This is a genomic window from Micromonospora sp. WMMD730 (assembly GCF_049178955.1).
GTDB lineage: Bacteria > Actinomycetota > Actinomycetes > Mycobacteriales > Micromonosporaceae > Micromonospora > Micromonospora wenchangensis.
In genome coordinates this window covers 3,047,020-3,064,251 of record NZ_JBMHML010000002.1, presented here as the reverse complement: position 1 = coordinate 3,064,251, position 17,232 = coordinate 3,047,020, and the positions used below count along the sequence as shown (strand labels likewise).

At 74.0% G+C, this 17,232-nt stretch carries 16 protein-coding genes and 1 rRNA gene; 14 read left to right on the top strand and 3 right to left on the bottom strand.

Going from position 1 to position 17,232, the window contains the following annotated elements:
• Positions 1-58 precede the first annotated feature (58 nt).
• The 14 genes from ACN265_RS13395 to ACN265_RS13330 all read left to right on the top strand — a co-directional run bounded on the left by ACN265_RS13395 (position 59) and on the right by ACN265_RS13330 (position 15,172).
• A complete protein-coding gene (locus tag ACN265_RS13395; protein WP_421407758.1) occupies positions 59-1,420 on the top strand; it encodes a DegT/DnrJ/EryC1/StrS family aminotransferase in 1,362 nt (453 codons plus the stop codon).
• On the top strand, positions 1,417-2,589 hold the full coding sequence (locus tag ACN265_RS13390; RefSeq protein WP_421407755.1) for an MFS transporter: 1,173 nt from the start codon (positions 1,417-1,419) through the stop codon (positions 2,587-2,589). The genes ACN265_RS13395 and ACN265_RS13390 overlap by 4 nt, the downstream gene beginning before the upstream one ends.
• The gene (locus tag ACN265_RS13385; RefSeq protein WP_421407753.1) at positions 2,586-3,542 is read left to right on the top strand and encodes a sulfotransferase; all 957 of its coding nucleotides are present in this window, start codon (positions 2,586-2,588) and stop codon (positions 3,540-3,542) included. Before ACN265_RS13390 ends, ACN265_RS13385 begins: the two co-directional genes overlap by 4 nt.
• 5 nt (positions 3,543-3,547) lie before the next feature.
• Complete coding sequence (locus tag ACN265_RS13380) at positions 3,548-4,375, top strand: SDR family NAD(P)-dependent oxidoreductase (RefSeq protein ID WP_421407752.1); 828 nt, start codon at positions 3,548-3,550, stop codon at positions 4,373-4,375.
• 45 nt (positions 4,376-4,420) lie between these two features.
• Positions 4,421-5,266, top strand: coding sequence for a class I SAM-dependent methyltransferase (locus tag ACN265_RS13375; protein WP_421407750.1), 846 nt, complete (start codon positions 4,421-4,423; stop codon positions 5,264-5,266).
• A 46-nt stretch (positions 5,267-5,312) separates the two neighbouring features.
• Positions 5,313-6,188 carry a family 3 encapsulin nanocompartment shell protein gene (locus ACN265_RS13370; RefSeq protein WP_357927817.1) on the top strand — a complete coding sequence of 292 codons (876 nt, stop codon included), beginning with the start codon at positions 5,313-5,315 and terminating at the stop codon, positions 6,186-6,188.
• 12 nt (positions 6,189-6,200) lie between these two features.
• Positions 6,201-7,502 carry an NAD(P)/FAD-dependent oxidoreductase gene (locus tag ACN265_RS13365; RefSeq protein ID WP_421407749.1) on the top strand — a complete coding sequence of 434 codons (1,302 nt, stop codon included), beginning with the start codon at positions 6,201-6,203 and terminating at the stop codon, positions 7,500-7,502.
• Complete coding sequence (locus ACN265_RS13360; RefSeq protein WP_088647631.1) at positions 7,499-8,197, top strand: aspartate/glutamate racemase family protein; 699 nt, start codon at positions 7,499-7,501, stop codon at positions 8,195-8,197. Before ACN265_RS13365 ends, ACN265_RS13360 begins: the two co-directional genes overlap by 4 nt.
• 276 nt (positions 8,198-8,473) lie before the next feature.
• Positions 8,474-11,080, top strand: a complete 2,607-nt coding sequence (gene lanKC / locus ACN265_RS13355) for a class III lanthionine synthetase LanKC (protein ID WP_421407748.1) — start codon at positions 8,474-8,476, stop codon at positions 11,078-11,080.
• Between the two features lie 69 nt (positions 11,081-11,149).
• Positions 11,150-11,269 carry a SapB/AmfS family lanthipeptide gene (locus ACN265_RS13350; RefSeq protein ID WP_088647629.1) on the top strand — a complete coding sequence of 40 codons (120 nt, stop codon included), beginning with the start codon at positions 11,150-11,152 and terminating at the stop codon, positions 11,267-11,269.
• A gap of 81 nt (positions 11,270-11,350) precedes the next feature.
• On the top strand, positions 11,351-11,470 hold the full coding sequence (locus ACN265_RS13345) for a SapB/AmfS family lanthipeptide (protein ID WP_067312693.1): 120 nt from the start codon (positions 11,351-11,353) through the stop codon (positions 11,468-11,470).
• An 81-nt stretch (positions 11,471-11,551) separates the two neighbouring features.
• Positions 11,552-11,671, top strand: a complete 120-nt coding sequence (locus tag ACN265_RS13340) for a SapB/AmfS family lanthipeptide (RefSeq protein ID WP_067312693.1) — start codon at positions 11,552-11,554, stop codon at positions 11,669-11,671.
• Positions 11,672-11,741: 70 nt separating this feature from the next.
• The gene (locus tag ACN265_RS13335; RefSeq protein WP_421407746.1) at positions 11,742-13,409 is read left to right on the top strand and encodes an ABC transporter ATP-binding protein; all 1,668 of its coding nucleotides are present in this window, start codon (positions 11,742-11,744) and stop codon (positions 13,407-13,409) included.
• Positions 13,406-15,172, top strand: a complete 1,767-nt coding sequence (locus ACN265_RS13330; protein ID WP_421407745.1) for an ATP-binding cassette domain-containing protein — start codon at positions 13,406-13,408, stop codon at positions 15,170-15,172. Before ACN265_RS13335 ends, ACN265_RS13330 begins: the two co-directional genes overlap by 4 nt.
• A gap of 200 nt (positions 15,173-15,372) precedes the next feature.
• Here the strand turns inward: ACN265_RS13330 and ACN265_RS13325 are convergent, their stop codons facing one another.
• The 3 genes from ACN265_RS13325 to rrf all read right to left on the bottom strand — a co-directional run bounded on the left by ACN265_RS13325 (position 15,373) and on the right by rrf (position 17,168).
• The gene (locus ACN265_RS13325; protein ID WP_420117862.1) at positions 15,373-16,065 is read right to left on the bottom strand and encodes a LuxR C-terminal-related transcriptional regulator; all 693 of its coding nucleotides are present in this window, start codon (positions 16,063-16,065) and stop codon (positions 15,373-15,375) included.
• A gap of 110 nt (positions 16,066-16,175) precedes the next feature.
• Positions 16,176-16,763 carry a DNA-binding response regulator gene (locus ACN265_RS13320; RefSeq protein WP_421407743.1) on the bottom strand — a complete coding sequence of 196 codons (588 nt, stop codon included), beginning with the start codon at positions 16,761-16,763 and terminating at the stop codon, positions 16,176-16,178.
• A 288-nt stretch (positions 16,764-17,051) separates the two neighbouring features.
• Positions 17,052-17,168, bottom strand: a 5S ribosomal RNA gene (gene rrf, locus ACN265_RS13315).
• Positions 17,169-17,232 lie beyond the last annotated feature (64 nt).

Genomic DNA, 17,232 nt, shown 5'->3' with positions numbered 1-17,232 from the left:
GCGCAATTCCCTGTCGACCCAGTCGGGAAAACTGCCGCAGGCAGTCAGGAGCACACCGGTGAACGGGAACGACGAAGATCCCGCGCCGACCCGGCCCCGGCCGGCTTCACACGGCGCTGAGCTGCACGAAGAGCTTGCCCTGCACGGTGGCGCACCGATCCGCCGCACTCCCTGGCCCACCTACGACAAAGGCGCGGTACACGTCTGCGCCGACGACGAGGAAGCGGCGATGCGCGCTATCCGCAGCCACCTCTACTTCCGCTACGACCATCGCACCGAGGCGGAAACGGAGTGCGGGCAGTTCGAGGCGGAACTGTGCCGTTATTTCGGCACCCGGCACGCCCTCGCCGTATCCAGTGGCACCGCCGCGCTCGCCCTGGCGATCATGGGTGCCGCCGTTCCGCCCGGCTCATTGGTGGCCTGCCCGGGATTCACTTTCGTCGCCACCCCGAGCGCCATTGTGCTGGCCGGTTGCCGACCATTCCTGGTCGAGGTGGACGACGACCTGCGGATGGACCTCGACGACCTGCGCCGTCGCTGGCGGCCGGAGATCAAGGCCATCCTGGTCGTGCACATGCGCGGTTTCGCCGCCGACGTCGCCGCGCTGGCCGCCTTCGCCGCCGAGATGGGCGTACCGCTGATCGAGGACGCGGTGCCCGCCCTCGGTGCCGAACTGCACGGCCGCAAGCTGGGCACGTTCGGCGTGGCCGGGGCGTTCAGCACCCAGTCCGACAAGGCGCTCAACTGCGGTGAGGGCGGCTTCCTGGTCACCGACGACAGCACCCTGTTCGCTCGGGCGGTGGCGCTGTCCGGGGCGTACGAGGGGCGGCTGCGGCGGCACTTCCCCGGCACCGAGCCGCCCGTCGACGGGCTGGACCTGCCCCTGCTCAGCCTGCGGATGGACGAGATCCGGGCCGCCCTGCTGCGTGCCGAACTGACCCGGCTGCCGCAGCGACTGGCCCTGTTCCACCGCAACTACGCCCAGGTCAGCGGCGCGCTGGCCGATCTGCCGGGGATCGCGATCCGCAACCCGGTCGCGCCCGGGGCGTACCTCGGTGAGGCGTTCGTGTTCCGGGTGCCCGGCGGCGACGCCGGCTGGTTCACCCGCGCCCTGCGCGCCGAGGGCATCGACGCCCGCAACATCGGTGCGGACGACGACCTCAACGTGCGGGCCTTCTGGAACTGGCGGTTCATGTACGACGACCGCGACCCGGCACGGGTACGGGCCACCCTGCCGCGCACCGCCCGGCTGCTCGCCGAGACGGTCGACGTGCCGCTGTCGTCCAGTCTCACCCCCGACGACTGCGACCAGCTGATCCGCGCGGTCCGCAAGGTCGCCGCCGCGGCGGGGAGGCCCGGCGGCGCGGCACCGGACGGGTCGCTCCCGGCGGCCGTCGGGGTGGAGTCGGTGCGGGCATGACCACCGCCCCGACCCGGGACACCGCCGTCCCCCGGCTGGCGATGGTGGGCATCTTCGGTGGTCTCTTCGCCGGCTACCTGGGGCTCACCGCGGTCATCCCGGTGCTCCCGGCGTTCCTGCGCGACCGGCACGACGCCGGGGACTTCACCGTCGGCCTGGTGGTCACCGTGACGGCGGTGACCGCGCTGCTGGTCCGCCCGGTCGCCGGCGCGCTGGCCGACCGGTACGGCCACCGCACGGTGATGCTGACCGGGGCGCTGGTCGTCGGCGCCGGGGGCCTGCTCTACCTGCTGCCGTTGGGCGTGCCCGCACTGGTCGCGGTGCGGCTGCTGCTCGGGGCCGGTGAGGCCGCCCTGTTCACCGCCGGTGCGGTGTGGACGGTCGCGCTGGCCCCGCACCACCGGCGCGGCCAGCTCATCGGCCTGTACGGGGTGAGCATGTGGGGCGGCATCTCGGCCGGCACGTTCCTCGGCGCGACCCTGCAACAGGTCTCCTTCACCGCGGTGTGGGTGCTCAGCGCCGCCGCGCCGCTTCTCGCCGCCGGGCTGGTCGCCGTGGTGCCGACGCCGCCCCGGACCGCCCCGACCGGCGGTGGCGGTGGCCTGCTGCTGCGCCCGGCGCTGCTGCCCGGGATCGCGCTGACCCTCGGGGCCGCCGGTTACGCCGGGCTCGCCGCGTTCGTGGTGCTGCACCTCGACGCCCGCGACATCGGGCACGGGGTGGTGGTGCTGAGCTGTTTCAGCGCCGTCTACGCCGGCACCCGGCTGGTCATCGGGCACCTGCCCGACCGGCTCGGGCCGCGTCGGGTGGCCGCCTGGTGCGGGGTCGGTGAGGCGGTCGGGCTGGCCGTCGTCGCGGTCGCCCCGAACCTGCCGGTGGCCGTGGCCGGCAGCGTGGTCATGGGGATCGGCTTCTCGTTGCTGCACCCGTCGCTGGCACTGATGGTGATGGACCGGACCGACCCGGCCCGGCAGGGCGCGGCGATCGGCGCGTACACCTCGTTCTGGGATCTGGGGCTCGCGGTGTGGGGGCCGGTCACCGGCCTGGTCGCCGCCGGCTTCGGCTACCCGGCGGTCTTCGTCGTCGGCGCGGCCTGCGCGCTGGTCGCGGCGGCCCTGGCGGTACGCATCGGCCGCCCCACCACACCCACGGAGGTACCCGCCGGATGAGCGAGCCGTTGACCGTCCTGTGCATCACCGGCTGGTGCCGCAACGGCAGCACCATCATCGGCAACGTCCTCAACGAGATACCCGGCTTCTTCCACGTCGGTGAGCTGCACTTCCTGTGGAAGAACGCCACCGGTCGGGGGGTCAACGACAGGTGCGGCTGCGGCGCGGCGTTGACCGGCTGCCCGGTCTGGTCGACGGTGCTGCCGATCGGCCGGCCCGAGGGGACGTCCCCGGACGCGCACGCCGCGACGGTGATCCGGCGGCAGTGGTCCCGGGTGCGCACCCGGCACACCTGGCGGGTGCTGCGACGCGGCCTGCACGACGACGAGATCCGCGCGCACGCCGAGCTGATGGGCCTGGTCTACCACGGCATCGCCGACCGGACCGGGGCGCGGGTGATCGTGGACACCACGAAGATTCCCGGCGAGGCCGCGCTGCTGGCGCACCTGCCCGGTATCCGGCCGTACTACGTGCACCTGGTCCGCGACCCCCGGGCGGTGGCGCACTCGTGGCGGGAGCCGAAGCAGTACGTCTACGCGATGTCCGCCACCCGCAGCACCGGCTACTGGCACGGCTTCAACCGGGCCGCCGCCGCGATCACCCGCCGGTACCCGGACCGGTCGATGTTCCTGCGCTACGAGCAGTTCACCGCCGACCCGGCCGGCACCGTCGACGCGCTGCTGCGGCTCTGCGCCGCCGACCCGGCCGGCAACCCGGTGCAGGGCCGCACCGTGCACCTGCACACCAACCACACGGTCACCGGCAACCCGGACCGGTTCCGCACCGGGCCGACGCTCATCCGGGACTCCGACGACGGCTGGCGGCGCACCCTGTCGACCCGCCGACGGTGGGCCGCGACCGCGCTGGCCTGGCCGCTGTTCGGCCGCTACGGCTACCGCTCCCCCGGCCCCGCCCCGGCGACGGTCGGCAGCACATCGGACAACGGGAGGTAACGGGCGTGGATCTCGGGCTGAAGGGGCGGGTCGCCCTGGTCGCGGGTGGCACCAGCGGCATCGGGTTGGCCTGCGCGAAGGAGTTCGCCGCCGAGGGCGCCCAGGTGGCGATCTGCGGACGCGACCCGGACCGGCTGGCCGCCGCCGAGCGGGAGTTGACGCAGGTGGCGACCGGTCGGGTCAGCGCCACCAGCGTCGACCTCACCGATCCCGACGCGGCCCGCGACTGGGTCGACGCGGTCGCCGCCGACCTGGGCGGGGTGCACGTGCTGGTCGCCGGAGGCGGCAGCCCGCCGGTCGGCACCGCCAGCGGCTTCGCCGTCGACGACTACCGGGCCGCCGTGGACCGGGTGCTGCTGCCGGCGGTGGCGCTGGCCACGGCCGCACTGCCGCACCTGCGGGCCGCCGGCTGGGGACGACTGCTCTTCGTCGCCTCCGAGACCGCCTGCGTGCCGATCGGGCCGCTGGTGCTCTCCGGGGTGACCCGGGCGGCGCTGGTCCGGTTCGCCCAGGGCCTCGCCGTCGACGTGGGCCGCGACGGCATCACCGTCAACGTGCTCGCCCCGGGCGGGGTACGGACCCCGCCGATGGAACGCGCCGCCGCCCGGCTCGCCACCGACGGCGACGTGGAGGCCCGGCTGGCGGCGATGGGCCACCACAGCGCGGTGGGCCGGCTGGCCCGGCCGGACGAGGTGGCCGCGGTGGCCGCCTTCCTGGCCAGCGAGCGGGCCTCCTTCGTCACCGCCGGGGTGCACCTGATCGACGGCGGGGCCGCCGCGACCGGCCCGGAGCTGCCCCACCTGACCGGCGTCGGCCGGGACACCTACGCCTGACCCCGCCCACACCCCCGCCCGCCCCCGCGCACGAAGGAGTGCCGCATGTCCACGACCAGCCAGTTCACCGAACGGGACGTCTCCGAGTTCTTCGACCAGACCACCCAGACGTACCTCAGCTTCTGGGACAGCGAGGGGGTGCTGCACACCGGCTACTTCGCCGACGCCGACGCCGACGACACCGACTACCCGGCGGCGGCCGACCGGACGTCGGACATCCTCGCCGCCGAGGCCGGCATCGACGCGTCCTCGACGGTGCTGGACGTCGGCTGCGGCTGCGGCAACTTCCTGCTGCGGCTGGCCGGACACACCGGCTGCCGGGGCGAGGGGCTGGACCTGAGCATCGAACGGGTCCGCTTCGCCCAGACCAAGCTGGCCGAACGCGGGGGTGGCCTGCCGGTGGCCTTCCGGCACGGCTCGGCCACCGCCATGCCGTACGCCGACGGCAGCTTCACCCACGTGGTCAGCCAGGACGCGCTGTTCCTGGTGCCGGACAAGGCGCGCAGCCACGCGGAGATGTTCCGGGTGCTCACCCCCGGCGGGACGCTGGCCGTCACCGACTTCCTGCAACCCGTCGCCGAGGTCGGCGAGGCGGCCCGCCGGCACGTCTACGACCGGGTGCGGTGGAGCAGCGGCTACTCCCTCGACGGCTACCGGGAGGCGTTGACGGCGGCCGGGTTCGAGGTGACCGTCGCCCGCAGCCTCGACACGCACATCCGGCAGACGTACCGGGTGCTCGGGGAGACCGCCCGGCAGCGGGCCGCCGCAAGCGACGACGAGGCGGCCCGGCGGTGGATCCTCGGCTTCGCCGCCTCCTGCGACGAGATCCAGGCGGCGATCGACCGGGGCGAGTTCGGCTGGGGCATGTTCGTCGCCCGCAAGCCGGCCTGACCGGCCGCACCGACCCGCGTACCAGCTTCGGACCAGGAGGGTAGTCATGCAGCGCACCGACGCCGTCAAGCGGACGATCGCCGAGGTGGTCGCCGAACGCAGGACCCAGATGTCGCCCGGCGGGTTGTTCGTCGAGGCGTTCAGCAAGGACGGTTTCGACACCAGCGTCGACTACGACGTCACCATCACCGACTCGCTGACCAGCTCCCGGCGCAAGCCCCGCTACCCGTCGCGGAACATGCTCAAGGTGGTGGACCTGTCCCGGGAGCCGCAGGAGTTCTACTGGCACGAGAGCCCACCGCGCCCCGGCGACCCGGTCGTGGACGGCGCGGACCTGCGCCGGGAGGCCGCCAACCACTTCCACCGCTCCCCCATCCCGGAGCTGCTGACCACCCGGGCCTGGGTGCAGGTGCCCGACGAGCTGTGGGCCGACCCGGTGGGTTTCGCCCAGTTCATCGACTACCGCCTGGTGGTGCGGCTGGCCACCGCCGAGAACCACACCATCCTGCGTGGCGAGGGCGGGCTGCTGAACATGCCGCAGCTCGGCCGGCTCACCGACCCCGCGCCGTTCACGTCGACCATCCTGGCCGCCTGCAACGAGGTGGAGCAGATGGGCAGCACCGCCGACGGGTTGATCATCAACCCGGCCGACTACTACCGGCTGCTCGGCGAGGGGAACCTGATGCGCGACGTGGAGGACAACGGCGTCTTCATCGTCCGGACCCGGCTGGTCGACCCGGGCACCGCGATCGTCGGCGACTTCGGCCACGGCGCGGTGCTGTTCGACGCCGGCCGGTCGACCATCCGGTTCGCCGAGCCGCCGCCGGGCACCTTCGCCGAACCGGGGCGGGCGTTGTGCGCCGAGATCTGGGAGCGGGTCGTGGTCAACCTGCCCACCTGTTTCTTCGTCGTCACCCTGTAGCGGGGGCCCGACATGGCGACGACGCCCGCGCCGGACGACGTACCCGCACGGTCCGACCCCGACGTCCTGGTCGTCGGCGCGGGCGTGGCCGGGCTGTTCTGCGCCTGGTTCCTGCGCCGGGCCGGGCTGAGCGTGACCGTGGTGGACCGGGGCGAGGTCGGCGACCCGGCCGCCTGCTCGTCGGGCAACACCGGTTTCGTCGGCACCCAGGGGGCCGCCCCGCTGGCCGAGCCGGGGGTGCCGGCGAAGGGGCTGCGCTGGCTGCTGCACCCGGACAGCCCGTTCCACGTCCGGCCCCGGCTCGACCGGGAGCTGCTGGCCTGGCTGTGGCACTTCCGCCGGAACTGCACGCAGCGGCAGGCCCGCGCCGGCTTCGAGGTGCTGCTCGACCTCAAGCAGCGCAGTCTGGCCATCCTGCGGGAGGTGTGCGCACACGACGACCTGGCCGGCACCCTCACCGCCCGCGGCATGCTGCTGGCCTGCCGTACACCCGAGGGGTACGCGCAGGCGCGGGCGTCGGTGCCGGCGGCGGTGGCCCGGGGGGTGCCGCTGCGCACCGTGGACCGGGCGGAGCTGGCCCGGCTGCAACCGGGCGTCGAGTTCGCCGTCGCCGGGGCGCTGCTCAACGAGGAGGGCGCCGCGTTGCGCATCCCGGCGTTCCTGCTCGCCTTCGCCCGGCTGTTGCGGGCGGCCGGGGTGGAGATCCTCACCGACACCGAGGTACGCGGCTTCGACACCGTGGACCGTCGGGTCCGCGCCGTCCGTACCAGCCGGGGCGACCTGCGCCCCGGTGAGGTGGTGCTCGCCGCCGGGGTGTGGTCGGCGGCGTGCGCCAGGCAGTTGGGCGTCGGCCTGCTGCTGCAACCCGCCAAGGGGTACGCGGTGACCGTCGACGCCGGCCCGGCCACCCCGACCCTGCCGGTTCTGCTCAGTGAGGGGAAGGTGGCCGTCATGCCGTTGGGCGACCGGGTACGTCTGGCCGGGACGCTGGAGTTGACCGGTCTGGACACCAGCGTGTCCCCACGCCGGGTGGACGGCATCCGGCGCACCGTGCGGTCGTACCTGCCGGGGTGCGACACCGGGGGCCGGGTGCAGGTGTGGAGCGGGCTGCGGCCGTGCACCCCGGACAGCCTGCCGCTGATCGGCCGGCTCGGGTCGTACCGCAACGTCAGCGTCGCGACCGGGCACGGACACATCGGGATGGGGCTCGCCCCGGCCGGTGGGCGGCTGCTCGCCCAGCTCGTCACCGGGACGCCACCGGACGTGCCACTGGCGACGTTCGCGGTGGACCGGCACCGGCGGGGGCACCGGTGAGCGCCCCCACGATCGGGGTGCTCTGCCTGCAGACCAGCTTCGACAAGATCCCCGGCCACATCCGCAACCCGGCGACGTTCGACTTCCCGGTGGTGTACCGGGTCGTCGAGGGGGCCACCCCGCAGCGGCTGGTCCGCGAGGCCGACCCGACCCTGCTCACGCCGTTCGTCACGGCGGCCCGGGACCTGCAGGGCGCCGGGGTCGCCGCGATCACCGGGGCGTGCGGTTTCCTGGTGCTGTTCCAGGCGGAGCTGGCCGCCGCCGTGGACGTGCCGCTGCACTCGTCAAGCCTGCTGCAACTGCCGATGGTGCACCGGATGCTCGGTCCGGGCCGGACGGTCGGGGTGCTGACCGCCGACGCGGCGGCGCTGACCCGCCGGCACCTGGCCGCGGTTGGCGCGCAGGACGTACCGATCCGGGTGGCCGGGATGGCCGACGCGCCGGAGTTCCGCGAGGTGATGCTGGAGGGTCGGCGCGACGCCCTCGACGTCGACCGGTTGGCCGCCGAGGTGGTGGCCCGGGCGGACGCCCTGGCCGGGCCGGACCTGGGGGCGGTGGTCATCGAGTGCACCGACCTGGTGCCGTTCGCGCACCTGGTCCAGGCCCGGCTCGGGGTGCCGGTCTACGACATCGTCACCCTGACCACGATGGTGCACGCCGGCCTGGCCCGGCACCCGTACGCCGACCGCCGGTAGGTCGCGCTCCCTGTTCCGCCGGCCGGTCGGGTCCCACGGACCCGGCCGGCCGGCGGTCTTTTGTGGCATCCCACGGGTAGCGCGGCGGTCGCGCGGGCCGGGGCCGACGCCGGGGCCGATCCGCAGGTGATGCGGTATTCACGATTTCAAACTCCGCCATTGTCACGAGTTTCCGGCCGGATCCTCACCGTCGGTCGATGACGCATCGCACTGTGCGCGACGGCCCGCCGATCGCAGGATTGACATCAACCGATCAGGGGATGGGAGGCAGCCGGGATGGACGACAGATACGACGCGTACTGCGCGGTCGATCCGCTCTTCTACGACTCGTTGTCCAGCGCGAGCGCCACCGCCACCGGCATCGGCTACGCCACCGACCGCCCGCAGCCGGCGGACTGGGAACGCGAGGTCAAGGACGACTGGCTGATCCACGCGCCGGTCGGCGGCACCCTGCCCGCCCAGGGCTGGAAGATCCACGTCTCGGCCCGGCTGGACAACGCCGAGCGGGTCCTCACCCGGGTGATGGACTACTGCGAGCCACGCGGCATCCCGTTCAAGCACCTGCGCGGCCCCCGGATGCTGCTGATGCGCAACAGCAAGTACGCCCGCCGCGGCGGCAGCGGCAAGTTCGTCACCGTCTACCCCCGTGACGACGCCGAGCTGGAGCTGACCGCCAAGGAACTGGCGGCGCTGCTCGACGGCGAGCAGGGGCCCTACATCCTCAGCGACCTGCGCTACGGCGACGGCCCGGTCTACCTGCGCTACGGCGGTTTCGCCGCCCGCTACTGCCTGTCACCCGAGGGTCAGGTGGTGCCGGCCATCGCCGACGCCACCGGCACCCTGGTCCCCGACCGCCGCGACCCGGTGTTCCACCTGCCCGACTGGGTGACCCTGCCGGACTTCCTCGGCCCGCACCTGGCCGCCCGCAACGCTGCCAGCACCACCGAACTGCCCTACCGGATCGAGAAGGTCATCCACTTCTCCAACGGCGGCGGCCTGTACGAGGCGCGGGACACCCGGACCGACACCCGGGTGGTGCTCAAGGAGGCCCGCCCGTACGCCGGCCTCGACGCCACCGGGGCGGACGCGGTGACCCGGCTGCACCGGGAGGCCACGGTGCTGCGCCAACTCGCCGACGTCCCGCACCTGGTGCGGGTGCACGACGAGTTCAGCTTCGGCGGGCACGAGTTCCTCGCCCTGGAGTTCGTCGAGGGCCGCCCGCTCAACCAGGTCGTCGTGCAGCGCTACCCGCTGGTGCACCCGGACGCCGACCGCACCGACTACACCCGCTGGGCGCTGGACGTGCACCGGCAGGTCGCCGAGGCGGTCGAGGCCATCCACGCGCACGGCATCGTCTACGGCGACCTGCACATGTTCAACATCATGGTCGGCGACGACGGCGCGGTCACCCTGATCGACTTCGAGGTCGCCGCGCCGGCCGCCGAGGCGAGCCGCCCGGCGCTGCGCAACCAGGCGTTCGCCGCGCCCCGCGACCGGGTCGGCCCCGACGTCGACCGGTACGCCCTGGCCTGCCTGCGACTCGCCCTGTTCCTGCCGCTGACCGCGATGCTGCGGCTGGCCCCGGACAAGGCGGCGCACCTGGCCGACCTGGTGGCCGAGCACTTCCCGGTCGACCGGGCGGTGCTCGACGAGACCGTCGCGGTGATCGTCGGTCCCCCACCGGCCACCGGCACCGCCGACCCGACGACCCCGACGACACCCGCCGCGACGGCACCGACCCGGCTGGACCCGGACGTGGTGCGGGTCGAACCGGACGACTGGCCGGGCCTGCGCGACCGGCTGGTCCGGGCGATCACCGCCAGCGCCACGCCGCACCGCGACGACCGGCTCTTCCCCGGCGACATCCGGCAGTTCAGCGGCAACGACGGCGGGCTGAACCTCGCCCACGGCGCGGCCGGGGTGCTCTGGGCGCTGCACGCCACCGGCGCCCCCGTCGACCCCGACCACGTCCGCTGGCTGATCGACCGGGTCCGGGAACCCGCCTCCGGCAGCCGACTCGGCTTCTTCGACGGGCTGCACGGGGTGGCGTACGTGCTGGACCTGCTCGGGCACCGCGACGAGGCCCGCCGGCTGCTCGACCGCTGCCTCGGCGAACCGTGGACGGAACTCGGTAACGACCTGGTGGGCGGGCTGCCCGGCATCGCGCTGAACCTGACCCACTTCGCCGCGCTGACCGGCGAGGACCGCTACGAGGCCGCCGCCCGACAGGCCGTCGACCTGGTCGTCGACCGGCTCGGCGACGTCGACTCGGTGGCCGAGGTCAGCGGCGGCCGGCACCCGTACGCCGGGCTGATGCGCGGCGGCGCGGGAGTGGCGCTGATGCTGCTGCACCGGCACGAACGGGAACCCGACGCGCGGCTGCTCGACCACGCCGAGACCGCGCTGCGGCAGGACCTGCGCCGCTGCGTGCGCCGCGACGACGGGCACCTGGAGGTCAACGAGGGCTGGCGGACCATGCCGTACCTCGCGGAGGGCAGCGTCGGGGTGGGGCTGGTGCTCGACCGGTACCTGCGCCACCGGCCCGACGAGGCCCTGCGCGAGCAGGCCGACGCGATCCGCCGTTGCGCCGACTTCCCGTTCTACGCCCAGTCCGGGCTGTTCGCCGGACGCGCCGGCATCGTGGCCTACCTGGCCGCCCGGGGCGAGTACGACGTGGCCCACGACCAGGCCCGCCTGCTGGGTTGGCACGCCCTGCCGTACGCCGGCGGCACCGCCTTCCCCGGCGACCAGCTGCTGCGGCTCTCGATGGATCTGGCCACCGGCACCGCCGGCGTGCTGGCCGCCGTGGCCGCCAGCCGACCCACCGATCCGGTCCGGTTGCCGCTGCTGGCGCCGACCGGCGACCCCACCACGGCCGACTGACGGCCCACCCGCTCCCCGGGGGTCACCCCGGGGCCACCCGACCCGACGACTGTGGAAAGGAGGAAAGACATGGCCCTGCTCGACCTTCAGGGGATGGAGCTGCCGGCCGCCGAGCGTACCGGCGGTGGTAGCCGGGCGAGTCTGCTGCTCTGCGGCGACAGCTCGCTGAGCGTCACCACCTGCAACTGAACCGACGGTCGTCACCCGACGACCCGACCGGATTCACACCAGGCACATCAATACCGAACACCGACAGAAAGAGGTAAGACCATGGCTCTGCTCGACCTCCAGGCGATGGAACTGCCGGCCACCGAGCGCACCGGCGGCGGCAGCCAGGCCAGCCTGCTGCTCTGCGGCGACAGCTCGCTGAGCGTCACCACCTGCAACTGAACCGACGGTCGTCACCCGACGACCCGACCGGATTCACACCAGGCACATCAATACCGAACACCGACAGAAAGAGGTAAGACCATGGCTCTGCTCGACCTCCAGGCGATGGAACTGCCGGCCACCGAGCGCACCGGCGGCGGCAGCCAGGCCAGCCTGCTGCTCTGCGGCGACAGCTCGCTGAGCGTCACCACCTGCAACTGATCGACCGGTATCGCATGGCCCCGGACCGGCACCTGCCGGTCCGGGGCCGCGCGGCGTGGGAGGGGACGCGATGACACCGACCGACCGGCTCCTGCTGCGGGCCGTCCGCGCAGCCGGCTGGTGGACCCCGACGCTGGCCGTGGTCACCGTGGCCGGCACGCTCGCCGAGCTGGCCCTGCCGGCCGTGCTGGGCCGGGCCGTCGACGCCGCCGTCGGCACCGCGCCGCAGGACTCCCCCGACCGGTGGCTGGCCGCCGTCGTCGGGCTGATCGCGCTGCTGGTCGTCGTCGGCGTCGTGCGGGACTACGGCACCGGCGCGGCCACCGCCCGCTCGGTGGCCCACCTGCGGCACACCCTGGTCCGGCACCTGTTCGCGCTCGCCCCGCAGACCGCCGCCCGCCGCCCGGTGGGCGACCTCGCCGGACGGGTGGTGGGCCAGGTCGCCGACGCCGGTCAGGCCGCCCCGACACTGGTCACGGCCGCCACCGTGGCGCTGCCACCGGTGGGCAGCCTGGTGGCGCTCACCCTGATCGACCCGTGGCTCGGCGTCACCTTCGTCACGGGGCTGCTCCTGCTCGGACTGCTGCTGCGCGGCTTCGTCGCCGACGCCTCCGCCGCCGTCGCCGGCTACCAGCAGGCCCAGGGCGAGCTCGCCGGGCGGCTGGTGGAGGCGCTGGCCGGGGCGCGCACCATCGCCGCCGCCGGCACCGGGGAACGGGAGGTCGAGCGGGTGCTGACCCCGCTGGCCGCGCTGCACCGGCACGGGGCACGGACCTGGACGGTGCTCGCCGGCGCGGCCACCCGGGGCGCGGTGCTCAACCCGCTGCTCCAGGTCGCGATCGTCGCCGTCGGCGGGTTGTCGCTGACCGCCGGCCGGTTGACCCCCGGGGAACTGCTGGCCGCCATCCAGTACGCCGCCCTCGGCGCGGGCCTCGGCACCGTGGTCGCCGCCCTCAACACCGCCGTGCGGGTACGCGCCGGCTGCCGCCGGGCCGCCGACGTGCTCACCGATCCCGTCCGCCCGTACGGCGTCCGGCCGCTGGCGTCCGGGCCGGGCACCCTGGAACTGCGCGGCGTCACCGTCCGCGACGCCGACGGCCGGGCCCTGCTCGACCGGGTGGACCTGCGGGTGCCCGGCGGCACGCTGCTGGTCGTCGTCGGCGCCTCCGGTGCGGGCAAGTCCCTGCTCGCCGCCGTCGCCGGCCGGCTACGCGACCCCGACGACGGGGTGGTGCTCCTGGACGGTGTGCCGCTGCCGGAACTGACCCCGGCCGCCCTGCACGCCGCGATCGGCTACGGGTTCGAACGTCCGGTGCTCGTCGGCGACACGGTCGCAGCCGCCGTCGGGGCCGGTGCGGACCCGGTGCCGCTGGCCCGCGCCGCCGCCATCCACGACTTCGTCGAACGGCTGCCCGACCGGTACGGCACTCCGCTGGCCGAGGTCGCCATGTCCGGTGGTGAACGGCAACGGCTCGGGCTGGCCCGCGCGTTGCGCGCCGAACGGCTGCTGATCCTCGACGACGCCACGTCCAGCCTGGACACCGCAACCGAGTACCAGGTGACCCGGGCGCTGACCGGGCCGGGTGACCGGCGTACCCGGGTGGTGGTCAGCCACCGGCTCGGCATGGCCGCCCGCGCGGACCTGGTCGCGTGGGTGGCCGACGGGCGGGTCCGTGCCGTCGGCCCGCACGGGGCGCTCTGGGCCGACCCCGACTACCGGGAGGTGTTCCGGTCGTGACCACGGTCGTCGGCGTGACCCGGGCCGCGCTGCGGGCCCGACGGGCGCAGCTGTGGCGGTTGGCCGGCTGGTCGGCCGCCGAGGTGCTGCCGGCCGCCCTGTCCGGGCTGTTCACCGCGCGGGCCGTGGACAGCGGCTTCCTGGCCGGCCGGCCGGGCGTCGGGCTGGCCTGGCTGGCCCTGCTGGGGCTGGCGGTGCTGGTCGGCGCGGCCGGCACCAACCGGTCGTACGCGCTGCTCGGCGCGGTGGTGGAGCCGTTCCGCGACGACCTGCTGCGCCGGGTGGTGCGTGGCGCGGTGGCCGGCGCGGCCGGCGGCCGGGCCGACGACGCGGCGGTGGCCCGGCTCACCCACCAGGTGGAACTGGTCCGGGACACCTACGCCGGCCTGCTGATGGTGGTGCGGGGCTTCCTGTTCGCCCTCGGCGCCGCCGTGCTCGGCCTGTTCTCGCTGGCCGCCCCGGTGGCGCTGCTGGTCGCGGTGCCGGTGCTGGCCGGTCTCGGCCTGTTCGCCGTGGCGCTGCCGGTGATGGTGACCCGGCAGCGGGAGTACGTGCTGGCCGACGAGCAGCTCGGCCGGGCCGTGGTGACCGCGGTGAGCGGGCACCGCGACGTCACCGCCAGCGGGGCCCGCGACCAGGTCACCGGGTGGGTCGGCGGGTCCGTCGACGCGCAGGCCCGGGTGGAACGCCGGCTGGCCACCATGGCGGCGACCCGCAGCCTGAGCCTCGCGTTGGGCGGCTGGCTGCCGGTGCCGGCGCTGCTGCTGGCCGCGCCGTGGCTGGTCCGTCAGGGGCTGGGGCCGGGCGCGCTGCTGGGCGCGCTCGTCTATGTCACGCGGGGGGTGCAGCCGGCGCTGCACAGCCTGGTGCAGGGCGTCGCGGCCGGTGGCCTCCGGTTCGCCGTCACCCTGGACCGGCTGCTGCGTACCGCCGCGCCGGCCGACAGTGACCCGGCCGGGTCGCCGCCGCCCCGCCCCACGCCGCGGCGGACCGGTGCGGCGTTGTCGCTGCGCGGGGTGACCTTCCGGTACGGCCCGCACGCCGACCCGGTGCTCGACGACCTCGACCTCGAGGTGCCCGTCGGGGACCACCTGGTGATCGTCGGGGCCAGCGGGATCGGCAAGTCGACCCTGGCGGGGCTGATCGCCGGGGTGCTGCACCCCCAGTCGGGCACCGTCCACGTCGGGGGGTCGCCGGTGGGCGGGGCGACGCCCGGCGAACTGGCCGAGCGGCGCGTGCTCATCCCCCAGGAGGCGTACGTCTTCACCGGCACGCTCCGCGACAACCTCGGCTACCTGACCCCCGGTGTGCCGGACGACGTGGTGGACCGGGCGGCGGCCCGGCTGGGACTGACCGGGTTGCTGACCCGGCTCGGCGGGTACGACGCGATGCTGCGCCCGGCGGACCTGTCGGCCGGGGAGCGCCAGCAGGTGGCGTTGCTGCGGGCCTGGCTCTCCCCCGCCCCGCTGGCCATCCTCGACGAGGCGACCTGTCACCTGGACCCGGCCACCGAGGCCCGGCTGGAGACGGCCTTCGCCGCCCGACCCGGCACACTGGTGGTGATCGCCCACCGGGTCAGTTCGGCGCTGCGGGCGCGGCGGGTCCTGCTGCTCGACGGGCGGACCGCGTTGCTGGACACCCACCAGGGGCTGCTGGAACGCTCAGCGGCCTACCGTGCCCTGGTCGGCTACGGCGAGACGGAACCGTCGGACCCCGCCACCTTCTGGACGGCGTCGGACGGGACACCGGCGGCCCGGGCCTAGGCGCCGCGAGCCTCAGCCGAACAGGCCACCTCGGAGGTACGTCCCGAGCGGTGCCCGGGGTCAGGTCGGGGGCGCGGCCGGCGGCATCGCCCGGGGGCAGATCGGAGGCACGGCCAGCGGTGGGGCCGGGGTCACGCCGAGGGAGGGCCCCGCGGCGGTGCCGGCGGGCACGCCGGGTGCCGGGATCGGGTGGGTGCCGGTCACAGCCAGCCGGATTCCCGGGCGATCCGCACCGCCTCCCAGCGGGTCCGCGCTCCGGTCTTCGCCATGATCCGCGAAAGGTGGTTACGCACCGTGCCGGCCGACAGCACCAGCCGTTCGGCGATCTCCTGGACCGGATGCCCCTCGGCGACCACGTCGAGCACCTCCCGCTCCCGGTTGGTCAACGGGTTGTCGGCGACCTCGAGGGCGGCGACCACGAGATCGGGGTCGAGGACGACCCGTCCCTCGGCGAGCTGCCGTATCCCGTCGACGATCCGGCCGGGTGGCACGTCGCGGCTGAGGAAGCCGATGCGGTGGCCGTGCTCGGCGAGCACCGGCCCGAGCCGGCCGGCCCGTCGCTGTTCGACGAGAACCAGCAGGGAACCCACGGGTGTGCTCGTCGGCTCCGTCGGCGAGCGCAGCGCCGGGGCGGTGGACCCGCCACCGGCAGCCGGAGTGGTTTCAACGACGGGTTCCGCCACGCCCAGGGTGGCCAGCCGGACCAGTTCCGTCACGGTCAACATGTCGAACTCGACCACTGCCACGTCGGGGCGCTCGGCCCTGACCGCCGCATGCAGGTGGTGTGGACTGTCCACCTCACCCACGATCTCGATGTCGTGTTCGGCGGCGAGCAGCTGGGCGAGTGCGCCCCGGAGCAGCCCGCCCTGGAGGGCGAGCAATGTGCGAACCATAAGCGACTCCCGAGATGATGCCCGTGTTGACGAAATGTGTGCGGTCGATGACGCACGGTTCGGAATCTTATTGAATCCGTAACTGGTTCGACACCCCTTCCCACGGGCGGTCAGATCCACCCGGCGTCCTGGGCCCGCTGAACCGCTTCCCACCGGTTGCGGGCACCGGTCTTACGGAGCACCGTGGACAGGTGGTTGCGGACGGTGCCCGGCGCCAGGTGCAGGTGACCGGCGATCTCCTTGGTGGACATTCCCCGGGCGGCCGCGGCGGTCACCTCGCGCTCCCGCTCGTTGAGGGGATTGACCGCGGCGTCCAGTGCGGCCAGGGCGGTCACCGGGTCGATCATCCGCTGCCCCTCCGCGACCAGACGAAGCTGGTCCAGGAGTTCCTGGGGCGCGACGTCCTTGGCGATGATCCCCCGGGCCCGGGCGCCGAGGGCCCGGCGCAGTGCCCGGGCGGTCCGCCGGGAGGTCAGCACCACCACCGCACACTCCGGCAGCCGGGCGTGCCATCGCCCGGAGAGCACGGCGGGGTCCTCGATCGCGTCGAGATCGACCAGGACGACGTGGGGACGTCGGGTGACGACCCCATCCGTCAGATGGTGGTCGGGATCGCTCTCGCCGGCCAACTCGAATCCGGGGGCTGCGGCCAGGATCGCCGCGAGGGCGGTACGCAACAGTCCCGGCGGCCCCACCACGACGACACGAATCGTCGGTTCATCGTTTTCTGCCGCCCGGTCCGGACCCGACGATGATTGTTTTCCGCTCGCCAGTTCGTCCATCCGTCACATTTTCCCAAACGGAGGCGGCCGCAGACGCGACTGTCGGAATGACGACCCGTTCCCGGCCAACGGAAAAGCGGTCGAAATGCATCATGTGACGGAAGAAGCGAGCCGGCGGACTGCCGGACGTCCGGAAAGCACCGATCTGACGGATACAGCAGTTGAGGCCAACCCCTGTTCGGGGTTGGCCTCAACTGAAAGGTTGTCCGGCGGTGTCCTACTCTCCCACACCCTCCCGAGTGCAGTACCATCGGCGCTGGAGGGCTTAGCTTCCGGGTTCGGAATGTGACCGGGCGTTTCCCCTCCGCCATGACCGCCGTAACACTATGAACATATCAAACAACACACACACCCACACACTGTGGGGGGTTGTTTGGTGTTTGTT